The following is a 17,557-nucleotide window of genomic DNA, read 5'->3' on the forward strand; positions in this document are numbered from 1 at the left end:
GCGATGCAGCTGACCCCCACCGAACGCGACCGCCTGCTGCTCTTCACCGCGGCCGAACTCGCCCGCGCCCGGCGCGCCCGCGGCCTGCGGCTCAACCTGCCCGAGGCGACAGCGCTGATCGCCGACACCGTCTGCGAGGCGGCCCGCGACGGACTCCGCCTCGCCGAGGCCGTCGAGCGCGGCCGGACCCTGCTCGGACCGGACGACGTCCTGCCCGGCGTGGTCGACGTGCTCACCGACCTCAGCGTGGAAGCCGTCTTCGAGGACGGCACCCGACTCGCCGTCATCAGCGAACCCTTCGGCGCCACCGGCCCGCTCGGCGACGACGCACCCGGCGCGGTGCTCGCCGGACCGGAAACCGCCCATGTCCCCGCGCCCGTCCGCACCCTGACGGTCCGCAACACCGCCGCCGTCCCCGTCTCGGTGACCTCGCACTTCCACTTCTTCGAGGCCAACCCGCGCCTCGACTTCGACCGCGCCGCCGCGTACGGCACCCGGTTGGCGGTGCCGGCCGGCTCCTCGGTCCGCTTCGACCCCGGCGAGCGCGTCGAGGTCGGCCTGGTCCCGATCGGCGGCGCCCGGATCGCCATCGGCTTCGCCGGCCTGGTCGACGGACCGCTCGACGCCCCCGGCGCACAGCAGGAGGCGCTGCGCCGCGCCGCCGCCTGCGGCTACCTGGGCGCCGACCACCATGGACAGGAGGACCCGCAGTGAGCAGCACCGTCGAACCGCACGAGTACGCGGCCGTCCACGGCCCCCGGGCCGGCGACCGGATCCGGCTCGGCGACAGCGGCCTGGTGGTCCGGGTGGAGTCCGACTCGCAGGAGCCGGGCAACGAGTTCCTGGTCGGCTTCGGCAAGACCGCCCGCGACGGCCTGCACCTCAAGGCCGCCGCCGTCCGCGACACCTGCGACCTGGTGGTGTCCAACGTGGTGGTGATCGACGCGGTCCAGGGCATCCGGAAGACCTCGATCGGCATCCGGGAGGGCCGGATCACGGCGATCGGCCGGGCCGGCAACCCGGACACCATGGACGGCGTCGAGGTGGTTGTCGGCACCGGGACCACCATCGTCTCCGGCGAGGGCATGATCGCCACCGCGGGCGCCATCGACACCCACGTCCACCTGATGTCTCCCCGGATCATGGAGGCCTCGCTCGCCTCCGGTGTCACCACCATCATCGGCCAGGAGATCGGTCCGGCCTGGGGCGTCGGCGTCAACTCGCCCTGGGCGCTGCGGCACGGCTTCAACGCCTTCGACGCCTGGCCGGTCAACATCGGCTTCCTGGGCCGCGGTTCGTCCTCCGACCCGGCCCCGCTGGTGGAGGCGCTGGCCGAGGGCGGCGCCTGCGGCTTCAAGGTGCACGAGGACATGGGCGCCCACACCCGGGCGCTCGACACCGCGCTGCGGGTCGCCGAGGAACACGACGTCCAAGTGGCGCTGCACACCGACGGGTTGAACGAGTGCCTGTCGGTGGAGGACACCCTGAAGGTGCTGGAGGGGCGGACCATCCACGCCTTCCACATCGAGGGCTGCGGCGGCGGACACGTGCCCAACGTGCTCAAGATGGCCGGTCTGGAGAACGTCATCGGCTCCTCCACCAACCCCACCCTGCCGTTCGGCCGGGACGCCGTTGCCGAGCACTACGGGATGATCGTCTCGGTCCACGCGCTGAAGACGGACCTGCCCGGCGACGCCGCCATGGCCCGCGACCGGATCCGGGCCGGCACCATGGGCGCCGAGGACGTGCTGCACGACCTCGGGGTCATCGGCATCACCAGCTCCGACGCCCAGGGCATGGGCCGCGCGGGGGAGACCGTCCGCCGCACCTTCGCCGTCGCCGGGAAGATGAAGGCCGAACTCGGCCCGATGGACGGCGACGGCGAGCGCGACGACAACCAGCGCGTGCTGCGCTACATCGCCAAACTCACCCTCAACCCGGCCATCGCGCACGGCCTCTCGCACGAGGTCGGCTCCATCGAGGTCGGCAAGCTCGCCGACCTGGTGCTCTGGTGGCCCGCGTACTTCGGCGCCAAACCGCAGCTGGTGCTGAAGGCCGGCTTCCCCGCGTACGGCGTCACCGGCGACCCCAACGCCGCCACCGAGAGCTGCCAACCGCTGGTGATGGGGCCGCTGTTCGGCGCGCACGGGGCGACCGCGGCCGACCTGTCGGTGGCGTTCGTCAGCCGGGCCGCCGCCGAGTCCGGCTCGGCCGGGCAGCCGTACGACGCCATGACCACCCGCCGCCGCCGGGTCGCCGTCCGCGGCACCCGCGGCATCGGCCCCCGCGACCTGGTGCGCAACGCCCGCATCGGCCGCGTCGACGTCTCCGAGACCGGACTGGTCTCGCTCGACGGCGAGCCGCTGCGCTCCGAACCGGCGGCCTCGGTGCCGCTCAGCCGCCTCTACTTCCTGTGACCCGGGGTGCGGACGGGCCGCCGTCCGCGCCCCGAAAATCCCTTCCCCCACAGACCGTTGGGATGTCCGATGACCAGTTCCCCCGGCGGCGGCGTCACCGCGCTGCCCCGCTCGCTCGGCGTCTTCGGCGCCGTCCTGCTGACCCTCTCCTGCCTGACCCCCGCCTCCTCGCTGTTCATCGTGGTGCCGCCGCTGCTGCGCACCCAGGGCAGCGGCACCGTCATCACCCTGCTCACCGCCGCGCTGGTCTCGCTCGGCGTCGGCCTGTGCTACGCCGAACTCGGCACCCTGCTGCCCACCGCCGGCGGCGAGTACTCCATCGTCGGACAGCTGCTCGGCCGCTTCACCGGCTGGCTGGTGTTCGTGATCTCGGTGGTCGCGCTGCTCGTCGTGCCGCCGATCATCGCGCTCGGCACCGCCGAGTACCTCGGCTCGGTGGTCTCCCTCGACCCGGCGGTGACCGGCGCGGTGGTGATGACGATCGCGGTCGCCGTCGGCGTGCTCGACATCAAGGCCAACGCCCTGATCACCGGCCTGTTCCTCGGACTCGAGGTGCTCGCCGCGGCGGTCGTCAGCGTCCTCGGCTTCACCCACGCCCAGCGGCCGCTCTCCGCCCTCACCCACGCGACCGTCCCGGACGGCAGCGGCGGCACCGGCCCGTTCACCGCCGGCGTGCTGATCTCCGGGCTGGCCGTGGCGCTGTTCACGTACAACGGCTTCGGCACGGCTGTGTACCTCTCCGAGGACCTGCGCGACCCTCGGCGGACCGTCGCCCGGACCGTGCTGTGGTCGCTGCTGGCCGGCGTCGTGCTGATCACCGTGCCGGTCGCCGCGATCTGCGTCGGCGTCGCCTCCCCGGACCGGCTCGCCGAGGGCGACCTCACCGCCGTCGTCGCCGACTGGGCGGGCGGCACCGTCGCCACCTTCGTCAGCCTCTGCGTGGCCCTCGCCATCCTCAACGCCGTCATCGTCATGGTGCTGCAGAACGGCCGCGTTCTGTACGCCTCCGCCCGCGACCGCACCTGGCCCGAACCGGTCAACCGGCTGATCGGCTCGGTCTCCGCCCGCTGGGGCTCGCCCTGGGCCGCCACCCTGGCCGTCGGCCTGCCCGGCATCGTCCTCGCCCTCGCGGTGCCGATCGACGCCCTGCTCGGCTTCACCGGCGTCGCCGTGACGGTGGTGTACCTGCTGCTCGGCTGCGCCGCCCTGGTGGCCCGCCGGGCCCGGCACCGAACGGCCCGCAACTGGCGGATGCCGCTGTGGCCGCTGGCCCCGCTCGCCACCATCGCGGTGCTGGGCTACGCGCTGACCCGGCAGAGCGTCCGTGACCTGGCCGTCGCCGGCGGCGTACTGCTGGTCGGGGCCGCGTACTGGGCCGTGTACCTGCGGCCGCGCAGCGCCACCCACTGGGTGCTGAGCCTGCCCGCGGACCTGGCCGAGCCGGACACCGCGGCGGACACCTTGGTGCCGACCGCTGTGCACTGACCGCGGCTGGGCCGGCCGGGACCCTGTCTGAAACTCCGGTCAGACCGCAGGGCGGCCGGGTGCGAGCTCCACCGCGATCGCCTCCCGGAGCAGACGGCGGGCGTGCTCGAGCGGCAGCGAGCCGCTGAGCCAGCGGACGCTGAGCCCTTCCAGCAGGGCGGTCAGCCGCTCGGCGGCGGCCGCGTGGGCCGGCGCGGTGCCAGCCGGGTCGGCGCGGCCGAGCAGCTCGGCGATCTCGTGGACCCAGGTGTGGGTGGCCCTGGCCAGCTCCTCCCGCAGCTCCGGGTCGAACACCGCACTGGCCCTCAACTCGCCCCAGGCCGTGCTGTTCTCGCGAACCTCGGCCAGGTCCTGGAGCTCCAGCAGCAGGACCTGCTCCAGGTCGCCGCGGGCGTCGTCCGGATCGCCGTCCGGGAGGCGTTCGGCGGTGTACCGGTCGGCCCGGTCGTTGATGAACTCGAGCGTCCGGCGCAGCACCCCGGCGCGGTCGCCGAAGTGGTAGTAGATCAGCGAGGTGGAGACCCCGGCCTCGACGGCCAGCTCCTCCACGCGCAGGCCCCGGACGCCGCGTCGGACGATGACGCGGGTGGCGGCCTTGAGTATCTCTGTTCGACGGTCCGACATGGGCGCTCACTCTACCCGCCCGGGGCCCGTTGCGGACACTTTCCTGATCCGATTCTCAGTATGCGGTCGAGGCTGCAATGGCCGGATATCCGCTGCTCGTAGCCGGTCATGTCGCCGGCCTCGCCTGTCGGCCTGGCTGTCGTGCGGGCCGCCGAGCGGCGGACCCTCGAACAAGCCTTGACTGAAATTTCAGTTCGATGGAGGATGTGGGCCACACCACACCCCTCCCACCCCCCAGCACAAGGGAGACCTCGATGAACCTGCCGGAGACCTCCAGGCGCAACCTGCTGAAGTTCGGCGCCTCGGCCGTCCCCGCCCTGGCCCTCGGCGCCGTCCTGCCCGCCGCGGCCCGCGCCGCCACCGGTGCCACCGCCGCCACCGGCTCCGCCGCGCCGACGCTGCGGATGCCCGCCGAGGACGGCGCGCACGTCCGCACCTTCATGGCCTGGCCGGCGCTCTCGTCGGTGTGGGGCAACGCCCTGTGGGGTGTACGCAACGACATCGCCCGGCTCGCGTACCAGATCTCGCGCTACGAACCGGTGGTTCTGCTGGCCCGCCCCGAGCAGGCCGCCGACGCCCGCTACACCTGTGGCTCCGGCGCGTACTACAGCATCACCGTGGTCGAGATCGCCAACGACGACCTGTGGATCCGCGACTTCGGGCCGACCTTCCTCACCGGCCCCGGGACGGTCGCCGGCCTCGACACCAACTTCAACGGCTGGGGCAAGACCGGCACCCCGTACTACCAGCCGTTCGGCCACGACGCCGCGGCCGCCGCGACGCTGCTCGGCCAGTACGGCATCGACCGGATCCGGGCGCCGTTCACCGGCGAGGGCGGCTCGCTGGAGACCGACGGCCAAGGCACGCTGCTGGCCTCCGTCAGCTCGCTGGTCAACGCCAACCGCAACCCGGGGATGTCCCAGGACCAGGTGGAGCAGGCGCTGAAGTCCTCGCTCGGCCTGGACAAGGTGATCTGGGTGCCCGGCCTGGCCGGGCAGGACATCACCGACTGCCACATCGACTGCCTGGCCCGGTTCATCGCCCCGGGCAAGGTCATGCTCGACAAGCCGGGCCCGGGCACCAGCGCCCAGTGGGTCGCGGTGTACGACGAGACCAAGCGCATCCTGCAGAGCGCCACCGACGCCCAGGGCCGCCCGCTGACCGTCACCGAACTCCCGGGCCCGGACCGCCGGCTGATCCGCGGCACCGGCAAGGACTTCCTGTCCAGCTACACCAACTACTACACCGCCAACGGCGCCGTGTTCATGCCCCAGTTCGGCGACAGTTACGCCGACGCCACGGCCTACGCCGTCCTCCAGGCCGCCTACCCGGCGCGCGACATCGTCCAGGTGAACATCGACAACATCGCGAGCGGCGGCGGTGGCATCCACTGCTCCACCCAGTCGCAGCCGGTCGTCCCGCCCGCGCTCTGACCGGCCCCCGCACCCGGGCGGACCGCCCCCGGTCGCCGGCGGTCCGCCCGCACCGCACCACCAACCCCCGTGCACGTGAACGACCGAAGGGATCCGTTGTGACTTTCCGTATGCCCGCCGAGTGGACCGACCACGAGGGCTGCCTGATGGCCTGGCCCGTCCGCGCCGAACTGTGGGGCAACGTCCTCGACCGGGCCAAGCAGGAGTACGCCCAGGTGGCCCGCGCCATCGCCGAGTTCGAGCCGGTGACCATGGTCGCCCCGCCCGGCCACGGCGAGGAGGCCCGGGCGATGTGCGGCGAGGAGGGCATCACCGTCCTGGAGCTGCCGACGGACGACTCCTGGTTCCGCGACTCGGCCCCGATCTTCGTGGTGGACGAGGTGGGCCGCCGGGCCGGCGTGGACTTCCGATTCAACTCCTGGGGCCGCAAGCACCACCCGTGGGACGCCGACGACCGGATCAGCGCCCTGCTGCTGGAGCGGCTCGGCGTCCCGGCGATCCGCTCCGAGATGATCCTCGAGGGCGGCGCGATCACCGTCGACGGCGAGGGCACCCTGATCACCACCGAGCAGTGCCTGCTGCACCCCAACCGCAACCCCGACCTGAGCCGCGAGGAGATCGAGGCCGAGCTGAAGGCCCGGCTCGGCGTCACCAAGGTGATCTGGCTGCCGTACGGCGGTCTGCTGGACACCGAGACCGACGGCCACGTGGACGGTGTGTGCGCCTTCGCCGCGCCCGGCAAGGTGATCGTCCAGCTGCCGTCCGACCCCGAGCACCCCGACTACGTGCGGATGCGCGCCAACCGCACCGTCCTGGAGCACAGCACCGACGCCCAGGGCCGCCCGTTCGAGATCGTCGACGTCCCGCAGGCCGCCTTCGTCGAGGTCGACGGCAAGGAGATCGAGGTCGGCTACCTCAACCACTACCTCGCCAACGGCGGCGTGGTGGTGCCGATCGCCGGCCACCCCGAGGACGCCGGCGCGCTCGCCGTGATCGCCGCCGCCCACCCCGACCGCAAGGTCGTCGGCGTCCCCACCCCGGTCGTCGCCTTCGGCGGCGGCGGCGTTCACTGCATCACCCAGCAGATCCCCTCCGCCCGCGCCTGACCCCCCGTCGGAAGAGGAACTCCCATGCCCCCCACCACGCTCCCGCGGCTCAGACGCACCGCGCTGACGGCCGCCGCCGCGTTCACCTCCTTCGGCCTGATCGCGGCCTGCTCCGGCCCGCCCGCCGGCTCCGGCTCCGCCGACGGCGCCGCCTTCCGGCTGTCGGCCGGCACCCCGCCGGCCGCCGGCCCGCTCGACTCGTTCACCTGGGCGCTGTACGCCGAACCGCCCACGCTGGACTACACCGTGGCGTTCGACTACCCGCAGAACACCATCCTCTCCAACGTGTGCGAGAGCCTGATGCGGTGGACGCCGCAGCTCACCCTGGCCCCCGGCCTGGCGGAGAAGGCGAGCAACCCCGACCCCACCACCTGGGTGTACGACCTGCGTGCGGGCGTGCACTTCCACGACGGCTCGGTGCTGACCGCCGACGACGTGGTCTTCAGCCTCGGCCGGCAGATGAACCCGGACAACGCCGCCGCCTGGGCCCAGGTGTTCCAGAACGTGGACACCGTCACCGCGACCGGCCCGCTGCAGGTCACCGTCAAGCTCAAGCAGCCCGACTCCCAGTTCCCGCAGTACATGGCGACGGCGGCCGGCGCGGTGGCCGCGAAGGCGGGCGTCGAGGCCGCCGGCAAGGACTACGGCACCTCCGGCGGCCTCGACTGCACCGGCCCGTACCAGCTCTCCACCTGGAACAAGGGCCAGTCCATCGAACTGCGGCGCTTCGACAGCTACTGGGGCACCAGGGCCAAGTCCGCCAAGGTCGTCTTCAGCTTCCTCACCGACCCCTCGGCGCGCACCAACGCGATGCTCAGCGGCGAGGCCGACGGCGGGTACCTGATCCCCACCGAGAGCTACGACCGACTCTCCAGGAGCGGCGCCGGCACGCTGTACTTCGGCGAGGGCCTGAGCACCGTCAACGTCAACGTCACCAGCACCCAGGGCGCGCTCGGCGACGTCCGGGTCCGTAAGGCGCTGTCGCTGGCCCTCGACCGCTCCGGCTTCGTCAAGGCCGGCCTCGGCGGAGCCGGCACCGTCACCGGCTCGCTCACCACCAAGGCGGTCTGGGCCGGCTACCCCGACGGCGTGCGCACAGACGCCTTCGCCCACCTCACCCCGACCGTGCAGGACATCGAGCAGGCCAAGGCCCTGGTACGGGACGCCGGCGCCACCGGCAAGACCCTCACCATCGCCACCAGCACCATCGGCCAGGACGTCTCCCTGCTCGCCACCGCCGTCCAGAACGCCGGCGCGCGGATCGGCCTGGACGTCCGGCTGAAGACGATCGCCCCGAACGCCTTCACCTCGCTGTTCACCGACCCCAAGGCGCGCGAGGGCCTGGACATGTTCCCGGAGACGTACTACGACTCCGTCACCGACCCGCTCGACCTGCTGGTCAACTTCCGCACCGGCGCCTACCAGAACTACGCCGGCTTCAGCGACAAGACCTACGACGACCTGGTCGACCGGGCCACCGCCGAGTACGACCCGGGCAGGCGCGGCGCGATCGAGGCCCAGCTGCAGCGGACCGCCTCCGAGCAACTGCTGTGGATCCCGGTCGCCGAATGGCCCACCGCGATGTTCCTCAACAAGCGGATCACCGGCGCCCCCACCACCATCTCCTACCTGTACTACCCGTGGGCGGCCGACGTGGGGGCCGCACGGTGAACTTCCTGAGATTCGCCGCCCGGCGGCTGCTGGAGATGGCCGCCACCCTGCTCGGCGCCTCCTTCGTGGTCTACGGCGCGATGTACCTGGCGCCGGGCAGTCCGGCGAGTTTCCTCCTGTCGGGACGGTCGGCCTCGCCGGCCGCCCTGCAGGCGATCAACCAGCAGTACCACCTGGACGACCCGTTCCTGGTCCGGTACCTGCGCTGGCTGGGCCAGGTGGTGCGGGGCGACTTCGGACGCTCCATCACCTACCGCACCGACGTCTCCACCGTGCTCGCCGACCGGCTGCCGGCCACCCTGCTGCTGGTCGCGATGGCCCTGGTGATCGTCCTCGCCGCCGGCCTGGTGCTGGGCTGGATCGGCGCGGTCCGCGGCGGCGCCACCGACTCGACGATCCTGGTCACCACCACCCTGGCCATCGGCACCCCGTCGTTCGTCGCCGCCGTGCTGCTGCAGGGCGTGTTCGCGGTCGGGCTCGGCTGGTTCCCCAGCAGCGGCGCGGGGGAGGGCCTCGGCGACATGCTGTGGCACCTGACGCTGCCCGCGATCGCCCTCGCCCTCTACCTGATCGGCATGCTCGCCCGGGTCACCCGCTCCGCGATGCTGGAGGCCCTGGACGGCGACCACGTCACGGTCGCCCGCAGCCGGGGCGTCCCCGAACGGCAGGTGATCGGCCGGCACGTGTTCCGCAACTCGCTGGGCACCGTGCTCACCACCAGCGGCCTGATCGTCTCCACCCTGCTGGTCTGCACGATCCTGGTGGAGTCCGCGTTCAGCATCGGCGGCATCGGGCAGCTCCTCGAACTGTCCACCACCACCAAGGACTTCCCGACCGTCCAAGCCGTCTCGCTGATCATCGTCGCCCTGTTCATGGTCGTGAACCTGGTCGTCGACCTGCTCCACCCGCTGGTCGACCCCCGGGTCACGCTCGGATCGCGGAGGAACGACGCATGAGCGCCACCGCCCTCACCCGCCGGCCCGGATTCGGCCGCCTCGCAGCCGCCCGCGCCCCGCTCCACCTGATCAGCCTCGCCGTCGTCGCCCTCGTCGTCGCGGCCGCCCTGCTCGCCCCCTGGCTCGCCCCGTACGACCCCAACCAGGTCGACCTTGGCGCCGCCCTGGCCGGCCCCTCCGCCGACCACCTGCTGGGCGTCGACGCCGCCGGCCGCGACACCCTCGCCCGGCTGCTCCTCGGTGCCCGCACCTCCCTGCTCGGCCCGCTCGGCGTCGTCGCCTTCTCCACCCTCGCCGGCATCGCCGTCGGCGTCGTCGCCGGCTGGCGCGGCGGCTGGCTCGACTCCGCGCTCTCCCGCTCCACCGAACTGGTCTTCGCCTTCCCCGGGATGCTGCTCGCCGTCCTCATCGTCGCGGTGAGCGGCGAGGGCCTGCTCGCCCCGGTGATCGCCCTGGCCGTCGCCTACCTCCCGTACGTCAGCCGGCTCACCCGCTCCCTGGTGCTCGCCGAACGCGAGCGCCCGTACGTCGCCGCCCACCGGGTGCAGGGGCACTCCGCCCTGCAGATCTGCCTGCGGCACGTCGTCCCCAACATCGCACCCGTCGTCCTCGCCCAGTCCGCCGTCAACTTCGGCTACGCCCTGATGGACCTGGCCGGCCTCTCCTTCCTCGGACTCGGCGTCCCCGCGCTGACCCCCGACTGGGGCCGCATGGTCTTCGACGGCCAGACCGCGATCCAGCACGGCTACCCGCTCTCCGCGATCCTGCCCTGCCTCGCCATCGTGCTCACCGTCGTCGCCTTCAACGTCGTCGGCGAACGCTGGGCCGACCAGGTCGCCCGGAGGGACCCCCGATGAACGCACTCGAGATCCGGGGCCTGCGGCTGCGCCTGCCCGGTACCGCCCGCCCCGTCCTGGACGGCGTCGACCTCACCGTCGCCGCCGGCGAGACCGTCGCCCTGGTCGGCGAGTCCGGCTCCGGCAAGACCCTCACCTCCCGCAGCGCCCTGCGCCTGCTGCCCACCGGCGCCACCACCGAGGGCCGGGTGCTGGTCGACGGCCAGGACGTCCTCACCATGGACGCCGCACACCTGCGCACCCTGCGCACCCGCAAGGCCGCCATGATCTTCCAGGACCCGCGCGCCGCCACCAACCCGCTGCGCCGGATCGGCGACTTCCTCACCGAGAGCGTCACCCTCACCAAGGTGATGACCCGCGCCGCGGCGACCGAGCGGGCCACCGAACTGCTCGACGCCGTCGGCCTCCCCGCCACCGTCCTCGACCGCTACCCCGGCCAATTGTCGGGCGGCCAGCTCCAGCGCGTCATGATCGCCGCCGCGCTGATGGGCGACCCCACCCTGCTACTTGCCGACGAACCCACCACCGCCCTCGACGTCACCTCCCAGGCCGAGGTGGTCGCCCTCCTCGACCGGCTGCGGGAACGCTTCGGCACCGGCCTGCTGTTCGTCACCCACGACCTCGGGCTCGCCGCCGCCATCAGCGACCGGGTCTGCGTGATGTACGTCGGCCGGATCGCCGAGACCGGCCCCGCCGACACTCTCTTCGCCCACCCCCGCCACCCGTACACCGCCGCCCTGCTCGCCGCCCCCCCGCGGCTGGACGCCCCGGCCGGCCGACTCGCCGCCATCGACGGCCAACCACCGGACCTGCGCCAGGAACTGACCGGCTGCGCGTTCGCCGCCCGGTGCCGCCTCGCCACCGACCTGTGCCGCACCCGGGCACCCGAGCCGGTCGCGGCGCCCGCCGACCCCGGACACCTCGCCGCCTGCCACCACAGCGAGCTGCTCGAAGGGAGCGCCGCCCATGCCTGACCGACCCACCGGGAGCGCCGAGCCCGGGAACGTCCTGGCGGTCACCGGCCTGAGCCGGGCCTTCGGCGCCGTCCGCGCCGTCGACGACGTCTCCTTCACCCTCAGTGCGGGCGGCTCGCTCGGCATCGTCGGCGAGTCCGGCTCCGGCAAGACCACCACCGCGCGGATCGTCGTCGGCCTGGAACAGGCCGACACCGGCGAGGTCACCGTCCGCGGCCGCCCCCGGCACGGCCGCGCCCGGGGCAGGGCCGAACGCCTCGCCCGCGCCCGCGAGATCCAGATGGTCTTCCAGGACCCGTACCTCTCCCTCGACCCGCGGATCACCGTCGAGGCGGCCCTGCGCGAAACCCTGCGCCTGCACTTCCCGCACCTCGACCACGCCCGCCGGATCGCCGAACTCCTCGACCAGGTCGGCCTCGGCACCCGCGCGGCCGACGCCCTGCCCCGCCACCTCTCCGGCGGCCAGCGCCAGCGCGTCGCCATCGCCCGCGCCCTCGCCGTCGAACCCGCCGTGATGGTCCTGGACGAGGCGGTCGCCGCCCTCGACGTCTCGGTCCAGGCCCAGGTGCTCAACCTGCTCGCCGACATCCGCGCCGACACCGGCATCGGGTACCTGTTCATCACCCACGACCTGGGCGTGGTCCGCAGCGTCACCGACGAGGTGGTCGTCATGCGGCACGGACGGATCGTCGAGGCCGGCCCCACCGCGGAGGTCCTCGCCGCACCGGACCACCCGTACACCCGGCTGCTGCTGGAGTCCGTCCCGCGGCCCGGCTGGGACCCCGACCGGATCGCCGCCGCGCGGCGGGCCCTGGCGGCGGGGTGACGACCGCCGCGCCCCCGGGAGGCGGTCGGGTCCTCCCCGGGGCGCGGCGGTCGCTGTCGGGCGCGAATCGCCCGGACGGCGGCGTGCGCCGTCCCTGATCCCGCCCGCCGCGTCCGTATCGTCCGTATCGTCCGTGTCTCTCGAACCGTCCGTGCGGTCCGGACGGACGCCAACCGCCGCCGACCGGAACGAGGCCGCCCGTGGTCCGTACGCCCGCCCGCCGTACGCCCTCCCGCCGCTCCGTGCTGCGCTCGGGCGCGGCGCTGGCGGCGCTCGCGCTGCTCGACGGCTGCTCCTCGTCCGGGGCGGCGGACGACACGCCAGGACCGTCCAGGGAGGGCCCGTCGGCAGGTACGTCGGCCGCGGCGCCGCGCGCGATGCCCGCGGAGGGCGCCCCGCACACCCGCACCTTCATGGCCTGGCCCGCCCTGGAGGAGGTGTGGGGCGACCAACTGCCGGGCGTACGACAGGACATCGCTGGCCTGGCCCAGGCCGTCGCCGCGTTCGAACCGGTGGTCCTGATGGCCCGGCCCGACCAGGCCGAACAGGCCCGGCAGAGCTGCGGATCCGGCGTCGAGGTGATCGAACTGCCGGTCGACGACCTGTGGGCCCGGGACACCGGCCCGACCTTCCTCACCGGCCCCGGCGGCCTCGCCGGAGTCGACCTGAACTTCAACGGCTGGGGCAACCGGCAGACCCACACCGAGGACAGCCAGGTCGCCCGCACGCTCCTCGACCGCTACGGCATCACCCGCATCGAGGCGCCGCTCACCGGCGAGGGCGGCGCGATCGAGGTCGACGGCGAAGGCACCCTGATGGCCACCGAGAGCGCCTGGGTCAACGACAACCGCAACCCCGGCAGGTCCCGCGACCAGATCGAGGCGAGCCTCAAGGAACTTCTGGGCGTCCGCAAGGTCCTGTGGATCAAGGGCGTCGCCGGACAGGACATCACCGACTGCCACATCGACGCCCTCGCCCGCTTCGCCCAGCCCGGCACCGTGGTCCTGCACCGGCCCGCGCCCGACACCCCGCCGGACATCTGGACCACCGCCTCCGACCAGGCCCTGCAGGTCCTCCACGAGGCCACCGACGTCACCGGCCGGGCGCTCACCGTCGTCGAACTCACCGAACCCGACTTCACCGTCATCGGCGACCGCGGCAAGGACTTCCTCGCCACCTACCTCAACTACTACGTCGTCAACGGCGGCGTCATCGTCCCGCGCTTCGGCGACCGGGCCGCGGACGACCGCGCCGCCGGCATCCTCGCCGACCTCCACCCGGGAAGGAAGGTCACCCAGGTGTCCATCGACCACATCGCCTCCGGCGGCGGGGGCATCCACTGCTCCACCCAGCAGCAGCCCGCCGTCCCTGGTTAGGCGCCGCCGGTCCGGTCGGCGGTGGCGGCGAGGGCGGCCATCAGCGTCCGCAGGACGGTCTCCGCGTCCACCGCCGCGTCCAGGGAGCGGATCGCCGCGAGGCCGTCCACCGCGGAGGCGAAGGACTCACCGAGCGGCAGCGGGTCGACGCGGCCCGGGCGCTCCTCGGCCAGCACCCGGAACAGCCGGACGAAGCAGGACCGCCAGCGCCGGTACTCCGCGTCCAGACTCTCCCGCACCCGCTCGTCGCCCAGCGCGAGCCAGTGCAGCGCGGAGTGCAGGTGCGCCAGGTCCGGGCTCTCCGGCCGGGTCAGCAGGGCGATGACCCGCTCGGCCCGGTCCGCGAAGCCACCGGGACCGTCCACCGCCTCCTCCAGCGGGGCGATCCACTCCGGGCGGATGTCCTCGACCACGGCGACGATCAGGTCGGTGCGGTCCTGGAAGTGGTAGTGGCACATCCCGTGCGAGACCCCGCAGAGCGCCGCGACGTTGCGGGTGGTGAACCGTCCCGCGGTCTCGCCGGCGAGGAGCGTCCGGGCGGCGGCGATCAGCCGGGCCCGGGTCTGCTCGCCCTTCGCCGCGCGGCTGCTCCTGGCGGGGGCCGCCGTCCCGGTGGTCGCGGGGCTCTGTTCCTTCGCACGCGTCGCCATGGCGTCACTGTAACGAAGTCCGGTCCAACTCATTGACCGAGCGCTTGGTCAGTTTTACGATTCCGGTCAACCCCGTTACCCCGACGGGCAGTTGACTGGAGTTCCTGATGACCCCCCACACCCCGGACGACCGGTCCCTCGGTCGGCGGAGATTCCTCACCGCGGCCGGACTGGCCGCCGCCGGCGCCGCCGTGACCGCGGCGACCGGCTCCTCCGCCCTCGCGGCGGCCACCCGCGCACCGGGCGGGCGATCCGGCGCGGCCCAGCCCCTCGCGGGAGCCTTCGCCGTCCCGGCCGAGGACGTCCGCCACGCCCGCACCTGGATGGCCTGGCCCGACTCCACCACCATCTGGAAGAGCAAGCTCAGCGGCGTCCAGTCCAACATCGCGCTGATCGCCAAGACAATCGCCAAGTACGAGCCGGTCATCGTGTGCGCCAACCCCGCCAGCGCGGCCAAGGCCCGGTCCATGTGCGGCTCCGCCGTCACGGTGATCGACACCATCCCGGTGGACGACTGCTGGATGCGCGACACCGGCGCGGTGTTCCGCACCGACGGCACCGGCCGGATGGACGCCGTCGGCCTCAACTTCAACGGCTGGGGCAACCGGCAGACCCACGCCAAGGACGCCCTGGTCGCCCAGCGGATCGCCGCCTACGTCGGCGTGCCGTTCACCGCCGCCGGCCTGACCGCCGAGGGCGGCGCCATCGAACAGGACGGCGCCGGCACCCTGATGGCCACCCGCAGCAGCATCATCAACAGCAACCGCAACCCCGGGAAGAGCCAGGCCCAGATCGAGGCCGCGATGTGCGCCGCCTACGGCGCCACGAAGGTGATCTGGTTCGACGGCATCGCCGGCCAGGACATCACCGACGACCACGTCGACGCCACGTCCCGCTTCCTCGCGCCGGGCTCCGGCGTGGTCCAGATGCCGCTGGCGAGCGACACCGACGCCTGGGCCCAGGACGCCCGCAAGCAGTACCAGATCCTCTCCACGGCCACGACCGCCACCGGCGGCCCGATCGTCGTCACCAAGATCCAGGGCCCCGACTACTACAAGATCCGCTCCACCAGCGCCGACTTCGTCGCCGCGTACGCCAACTACTACGTCTGCAACGGCGCCGTCATCTCCGCCCAGTTCGGCGACACCTCGGCCGACTCGGCGGCCAGGTCCACCCTGGCCCGGCTGTTCCCCGGCCGCACGATCGAGCAGCTCAACATCGACTACCTGGGCGCCGGCGGCGGCGGCATCCACTGCGTCACCCAGCAGCAGCCCGCCGTCTGACGTCCCGTCGTCCGTCCGGCCGCCCCGTGATGGACGGGGGCGGCCGGCTCCGCGATTCCTCCCCCTCCCGAGAGGTGGAATTGTCGTGATATCCGGGCATACTGCCCCGCGAGAGCACGCGTCCCCGCGTCCGGGAGGGAACCACCATGAGCAGCAACGACGCGGTCGGACAGACCTGGGCGGCCGACCAGGACCGGCGGACGGTGATGCGACTGCGCCTCGGCGTCGGCGTGATCGGCGTCCTGCTGCCGATCGCCCTGCCGGTCGGCAACTGGATCGTCGTCCGACTCGGCGGCCACACCGACATCCTGCCCGGCAGCATGAGCGGCGCGTACTGGACCAGCACCCGGAACATCTTCGTGGGCGGCCTCTGCGCGCTCGGCGTGTTCCTGATCGGCTACCGCTACAACCGGCGTGACGACCTGTGGAGCAGCACCGCCGGCTGGGCCGCCATCGGCGTCGCGCTCCTGCCGACCGCACCGCGGTCCCCGAGCGACACCCAGGCGGTGATCGGCGCGGTGCACCTGACGCTCGCGGCGGTGCTGCTCTGCGCCCTGGCGGCCTTCTGCCTCCAGTCGTTCCGCGACCCGGCGGCCGCGGACCGGCGGGGCGCCAACCGGGCCTACCTGACGGCCGGTTCCCTGATCCTCCTGTTCCTGGCGGTCGCCGTGTTCGCCGGGCTGAGCGGCTGGGGCAGCCACTGGACGCTCACCCCGCTGTACCTCTGCGAGGCGCTCTCGGTCTGGGCGTTCGGAGCCGCGTGGATCGGCGCGGCGGTCGAACTCGGGGCCTTCGCCCGGACCCGCGACCTGCTGAACCCGAGCCGGGTCCGCCCGTCCTTCGGTTAGGGCCACTGTCCGTGCGGGTCGGTAGGGTCCGCCCATGGCTGAATTCACCAACCGCCGGTCGATCACCTCGGCGCAGGAGCTGACCCCCGTCCAGGTCGAACAGGTCAGGCTCTGCGGCCTCGCCTACGACGGCGAGGACCTCCCGGCGGGGTGCCGGCTCGGCGCGGACGGCGACGACGAGGAGACCGTGCTGTCGTTCTGCGAGGTGTGGGACGTGGTCGCCGACGGCGCCGCCCGGTACGAGGCGTGGTTCTACCAGGTGGACAGCGGCTCGGTCTTCCTGGCCGGGACGACCGAGATGGTCGCCGAGATCATCCAGTGCGGTCTGCAGTGCGCCGATGCCGAGCGCAGGACCGAGCTCGGCACGGCGATGGTCACGGCCGGTCTGCTGCCCGCCTCCGACTCCGCGTACCAGGAGTTCCTGCACGCTCGGGGCTGAGATCGATCGGCCCGGCGGGCGGGCGCGGGTAGAGTCCGGCCCATGACTGAGACCGTGCAGGCTCCGTTCGGCAGGTTCGAGATCGTCCGCGCGGCCCTCGAGGTCCACGGCGACCTCGCGGCGCCGGTGGCGGACGCCCTGCGGAGCTGGGAGGCGCCCGGGGCGGCGGAGTCGGTGCTGTACGTGGACACCGATCCTGAGAAGGCGGACACGCAGGTGTTCTGCGAGACCTACGACGTGGCGCCGGAGGTCTCCGCGAACTGTGTGGTGGTCGCCGCCAAGCGCGGGGGAGAGGTCACCCTGGCCGCCTGCCTGGTGCGCGCCGACACCCGGCTGGACGTCAACACGGCGGTCCGCAAGCGGCTGGGGGCGCGCAAGGCGTCCTTCGCTCCCATGGACGTCGCGGTCGCCGAGACCGGGATGGAGTACGGCGGCATCACGGCCGTCGGTCTGCCGGGTGGCTGGCCGCTGCTGGTCGACGAGGCGGTCGCCGCCACCCCGTACGTCCTGATCGGCAGTGGGCGCCGCCGCGGCAAGCTGATCCTTCCCGGTTGGGCGGTGGCGAGCCTGCCCGGCGCCGAGGTGCTCCCGGGCCTGGCGGTCTGACCGGTC

17 protein-coding genes are annotated in these 17,557 nt (G+C 73.1%); 15 read left to right on the forward strand and 2 right to left on the reverse strand.

Features of this window, described 5'->3' with window-relative positions:
• Positions 1 to 3: 3 nt before the first annotated feature.
• From ureA to FHR36_RS11505, 3 genes are all read left to right on the forward strand, one after another.
• The gene (gene ureA / locus FHR36_RS11495) at positions 4 to 714 is read left to right on the forward strand and encodes an urease subunit gamma (protein ID WP_253796152.1); all 711 of its coding nucleotides are present in this window, start codon (positions 4 to 6) and stop codon (positions 712 to 714) included.
• Positions 711 to 2,417, forward strand: coding sequence for an urease subunit alpha (locus FHR36_RS11500; RefSeq protein ID WP_253796153.1), 1,707 nt, complete (start codon positions 711 to 713; stop codon positions 2,415 to 2,417). The genes ureA and FHR36_RS11500 overlap by 4 nt, the downstream gene beginning before the upstream one ends.
• Before the next feature lie 69 nt (positions 2,418 to 2,486).
• Positions 2,487 to 3,902 carry an APC family permease gene (locus FHR36_RS11505; RefSeq protein ID WP_253796154.1) on the forward strand — a complete coding sequence of 472 codons (1,416 nt, stop codon included), beginning with the start codon at positions 2,487 to 2,489 and terminating at the stop codon, positions 3,900 to 3,902.
• 39 nt (positions 3,903 to 3,941) lie between these two features.
• On the opposite strand, the gene FHR36_RS11510 is transcribed toward FHR36_RS11505, so the two are convergent.
• A complete protein-coding gene (locus tag FHR36_RS11510) occupies positions 3,942 to 4,526 on the reverse strand; it encodes a TetR/AcrR family transcriptional regulator (protein ID WP_253796155.1) in 585 nt (194 codons plus the stop codon).
• Positions 4,527 to 4,780: 254 nt separating this feature from the next.
• On the opposite strand from FHR36_RS11510, the gene FHR36_RS11515 reads away from it, so the two are divergent.
• From FHR36_RS11515 to FHR36_RS11550, 8 genes are all read left to right on the forward strand, one after another.
• The gene (locus FHR36_RS11515) at positions 4,781 to 5,959 is read left to right on the forward strand and encodes an agmatine deiminase family protein (protein ID WP_253796156.1); all 1,179 of its coding nucleotides are present in this window, start codon (positions 4,781 to 4,783) and stop codon (positions 5,957 to 5,959) included.
• 98 nt (positions 5,960 to 6,057) lie between these two features.
• Positions 6,058 to 7,065: an agmatine deiminase family protein gene (locus FHR36_RS11520; RefSeq protein WP_253796157.1), complete on the forward strand. Its 1,008-nt coding sequence runs from the start codon at positions 6,058 to 6,060 to the stop codon at positions 7,063 to 7,065.
• A 24-nt stretch (positions 7,066 to 7,089) separates the two neighbouring features.
• Positions 7,090 to 8,736 carry an ABC transporter substrate-binding protein gene (locus FHR36_RS11525; RefSeq protein ID WP_253796158.1) on the forward strand — a complete coding sequence of 549 codons (1,647 nt, stop codon included), beginning with the start codon at positions 7,090 to 7,092 and terminating at the stop codon, positions 8,734 to 8,736.
• Complete coding sequence (locus FHR36_RS11530; RefSeq protein WP_253796159.1) at positions 8,733 to 9,692, forward strand: ABC transporter permease; 960 nt, start codon at positions 8,733 to 8,735, stop codon at positions 9,690 to 9,692. The genes FHR36_RS11525 and FHR36_RS11530 overlap by 4 nt, the downstream gene beginning before the upstream one ends.
• Positions 9,689 to 10,549 carry an ABC transporter permease gene (locus FHR36_RS11535; protein WP_253796160.1) on the forward strand — a complete coding sequence of 287 codons (861 nt, stop codon included), beginning with the start codon at positions 9,689 to 9,691 and terminating at the stop codon, positions 10,547 to 10,549. Before FHR36_RS11530 ends, FHR36_RS11535 begins: the two co-directional genes overlap by 4 nt.
• On the forward strand, positions 10,546 to 11,523 hold the full coding sequence (locus FHR36_RS11540) for an ABC transporter ATP-binding protein (RefSeq protein WP_253796161.1): 978 nt from the start codon (positions 10,546 to 10,548) through the stop codon (positions 11,521 to 11,523). The genes FHR36_RS11535 and FHR36_RS11540 overlap by 4 nt, the downstream gene beginning before the upstream one ends.
• A complete protein-coding gene (locus FHR36_RS11545; RefSeq protein WP_253796162.1) occupies positions 11,516 to 12,349 on the forward strand; it encodes an ABC transporter ATP-binding protein in 834 nt (277 codons plus the stop codon). The genes FHR36_RS11540 and FHR36_RS11545 overlap by 8 nt, the downstream gene beginning before the upstream one ends.
• 200 nt (positions 12,350 to 12,549) lie before the next feature.
• Positions 12,550 to 13,725, forward strand: a complete 1,176-nt coding sequence (locus tag FHR36_RS11550) for an agmatine deiminase family protein (RefSeq protein ID WP_253796163.1) — start codon at positions 12,550 to 12,552, stop codon at positions 13,723 to 13,725.
• On the opposite strand, the gene FHR36_RS11555 is transcribed toward FHR36_RS11550, so the two are convergent.
• Positions 13,722 to 14,375 (reverse strand): TetR/AcrR family transcriptional regulator, encoded by a 654-nt coding sequence (locus FHR36_RS11555; protein WP_253796164.1) that lies wholly within the window; start codon positions 14,373 to 14,375, stop codon positions 13,722 to 13,724. The genes FHR36_RS11550 and FHR36_RS11555 overlap by 4 nt on opposite strands.
• Positions 14,376 to 14,482: 107 nt before the next feature.
• Here FHR36_RS11555 and FHR36_RS11560 point away from each other — a divergent pair, with 107 nt between their 5' ends.
• The 4 genes from FHR36_RS11560 to FHR36_RS11575 all read left to right on the forward strand — a co-directional run bounded on the left by FHR36_RS11560 (position 14,483) and on the right by FHR36_RS11575 (position 17,551).
• Positions 14,483 to 15,658 (forward strand): agmatine deiminase family protein, encoded by a 1,176-nt coding sequence (locus tag FHR36_RS11560; protein ID WP_253796166.1) that lies wholly within the window; start codon positions 14,483 to 14,485, stop codon positions 15,656 to 15,658.
• Positions 15,659 to 15,804: 146 nt separating this feature from the next.
• The gene (locus FHR36_RS11565; RefSeq protein WP_253796168.1) at positions 15,805 to 16,506 is read left to right on the forward strand and encodes a hypothetical protein; all 702 of its coding nucleotides are present in this window, start codon (positions 15,805 to 15,807) and stop codon (positions 16,504 to 16,506) included.
• A 34-nt stretch (positions 16,507 to 16,540) separates the two neighbouring features.
• A complete protein-coding gene (locus FHR36_RS11570; RefSeq protein ID WP_253796169.1) occupies positions 16,541 to 16,945 on the forward strand; it encodes a hypothetical protein in 405 nt (134 codons plus the stop codon).
• A gap of 42 nt (positions 16,946 to 16,987) precedes the next feature.
• Complete coding sequence (locus FHR36_RS11575) at positions 16,988 to 17,551, forward strand: YbaK/EbsC family protein (RefSeq protein ID WP_253796170.1); 564 nt, start codon at positions 16,988 to 16,990, stop codon at positions 17,549 to 17,551.
• Positions 17,552 to 17,557: the final 6 nt, after the last annotated feature.

The organism is Kitasatospora cinereorecta (genome assembly GCF_024172095.1).
In the GTDB taxonomy this organism is placed as follows: Bacteria; Actinomycetota; Actinomycetes; order Streptomycetales; family Streptomycetaceae; genus Kitasatospora; species Kitasatospora cinereorecta.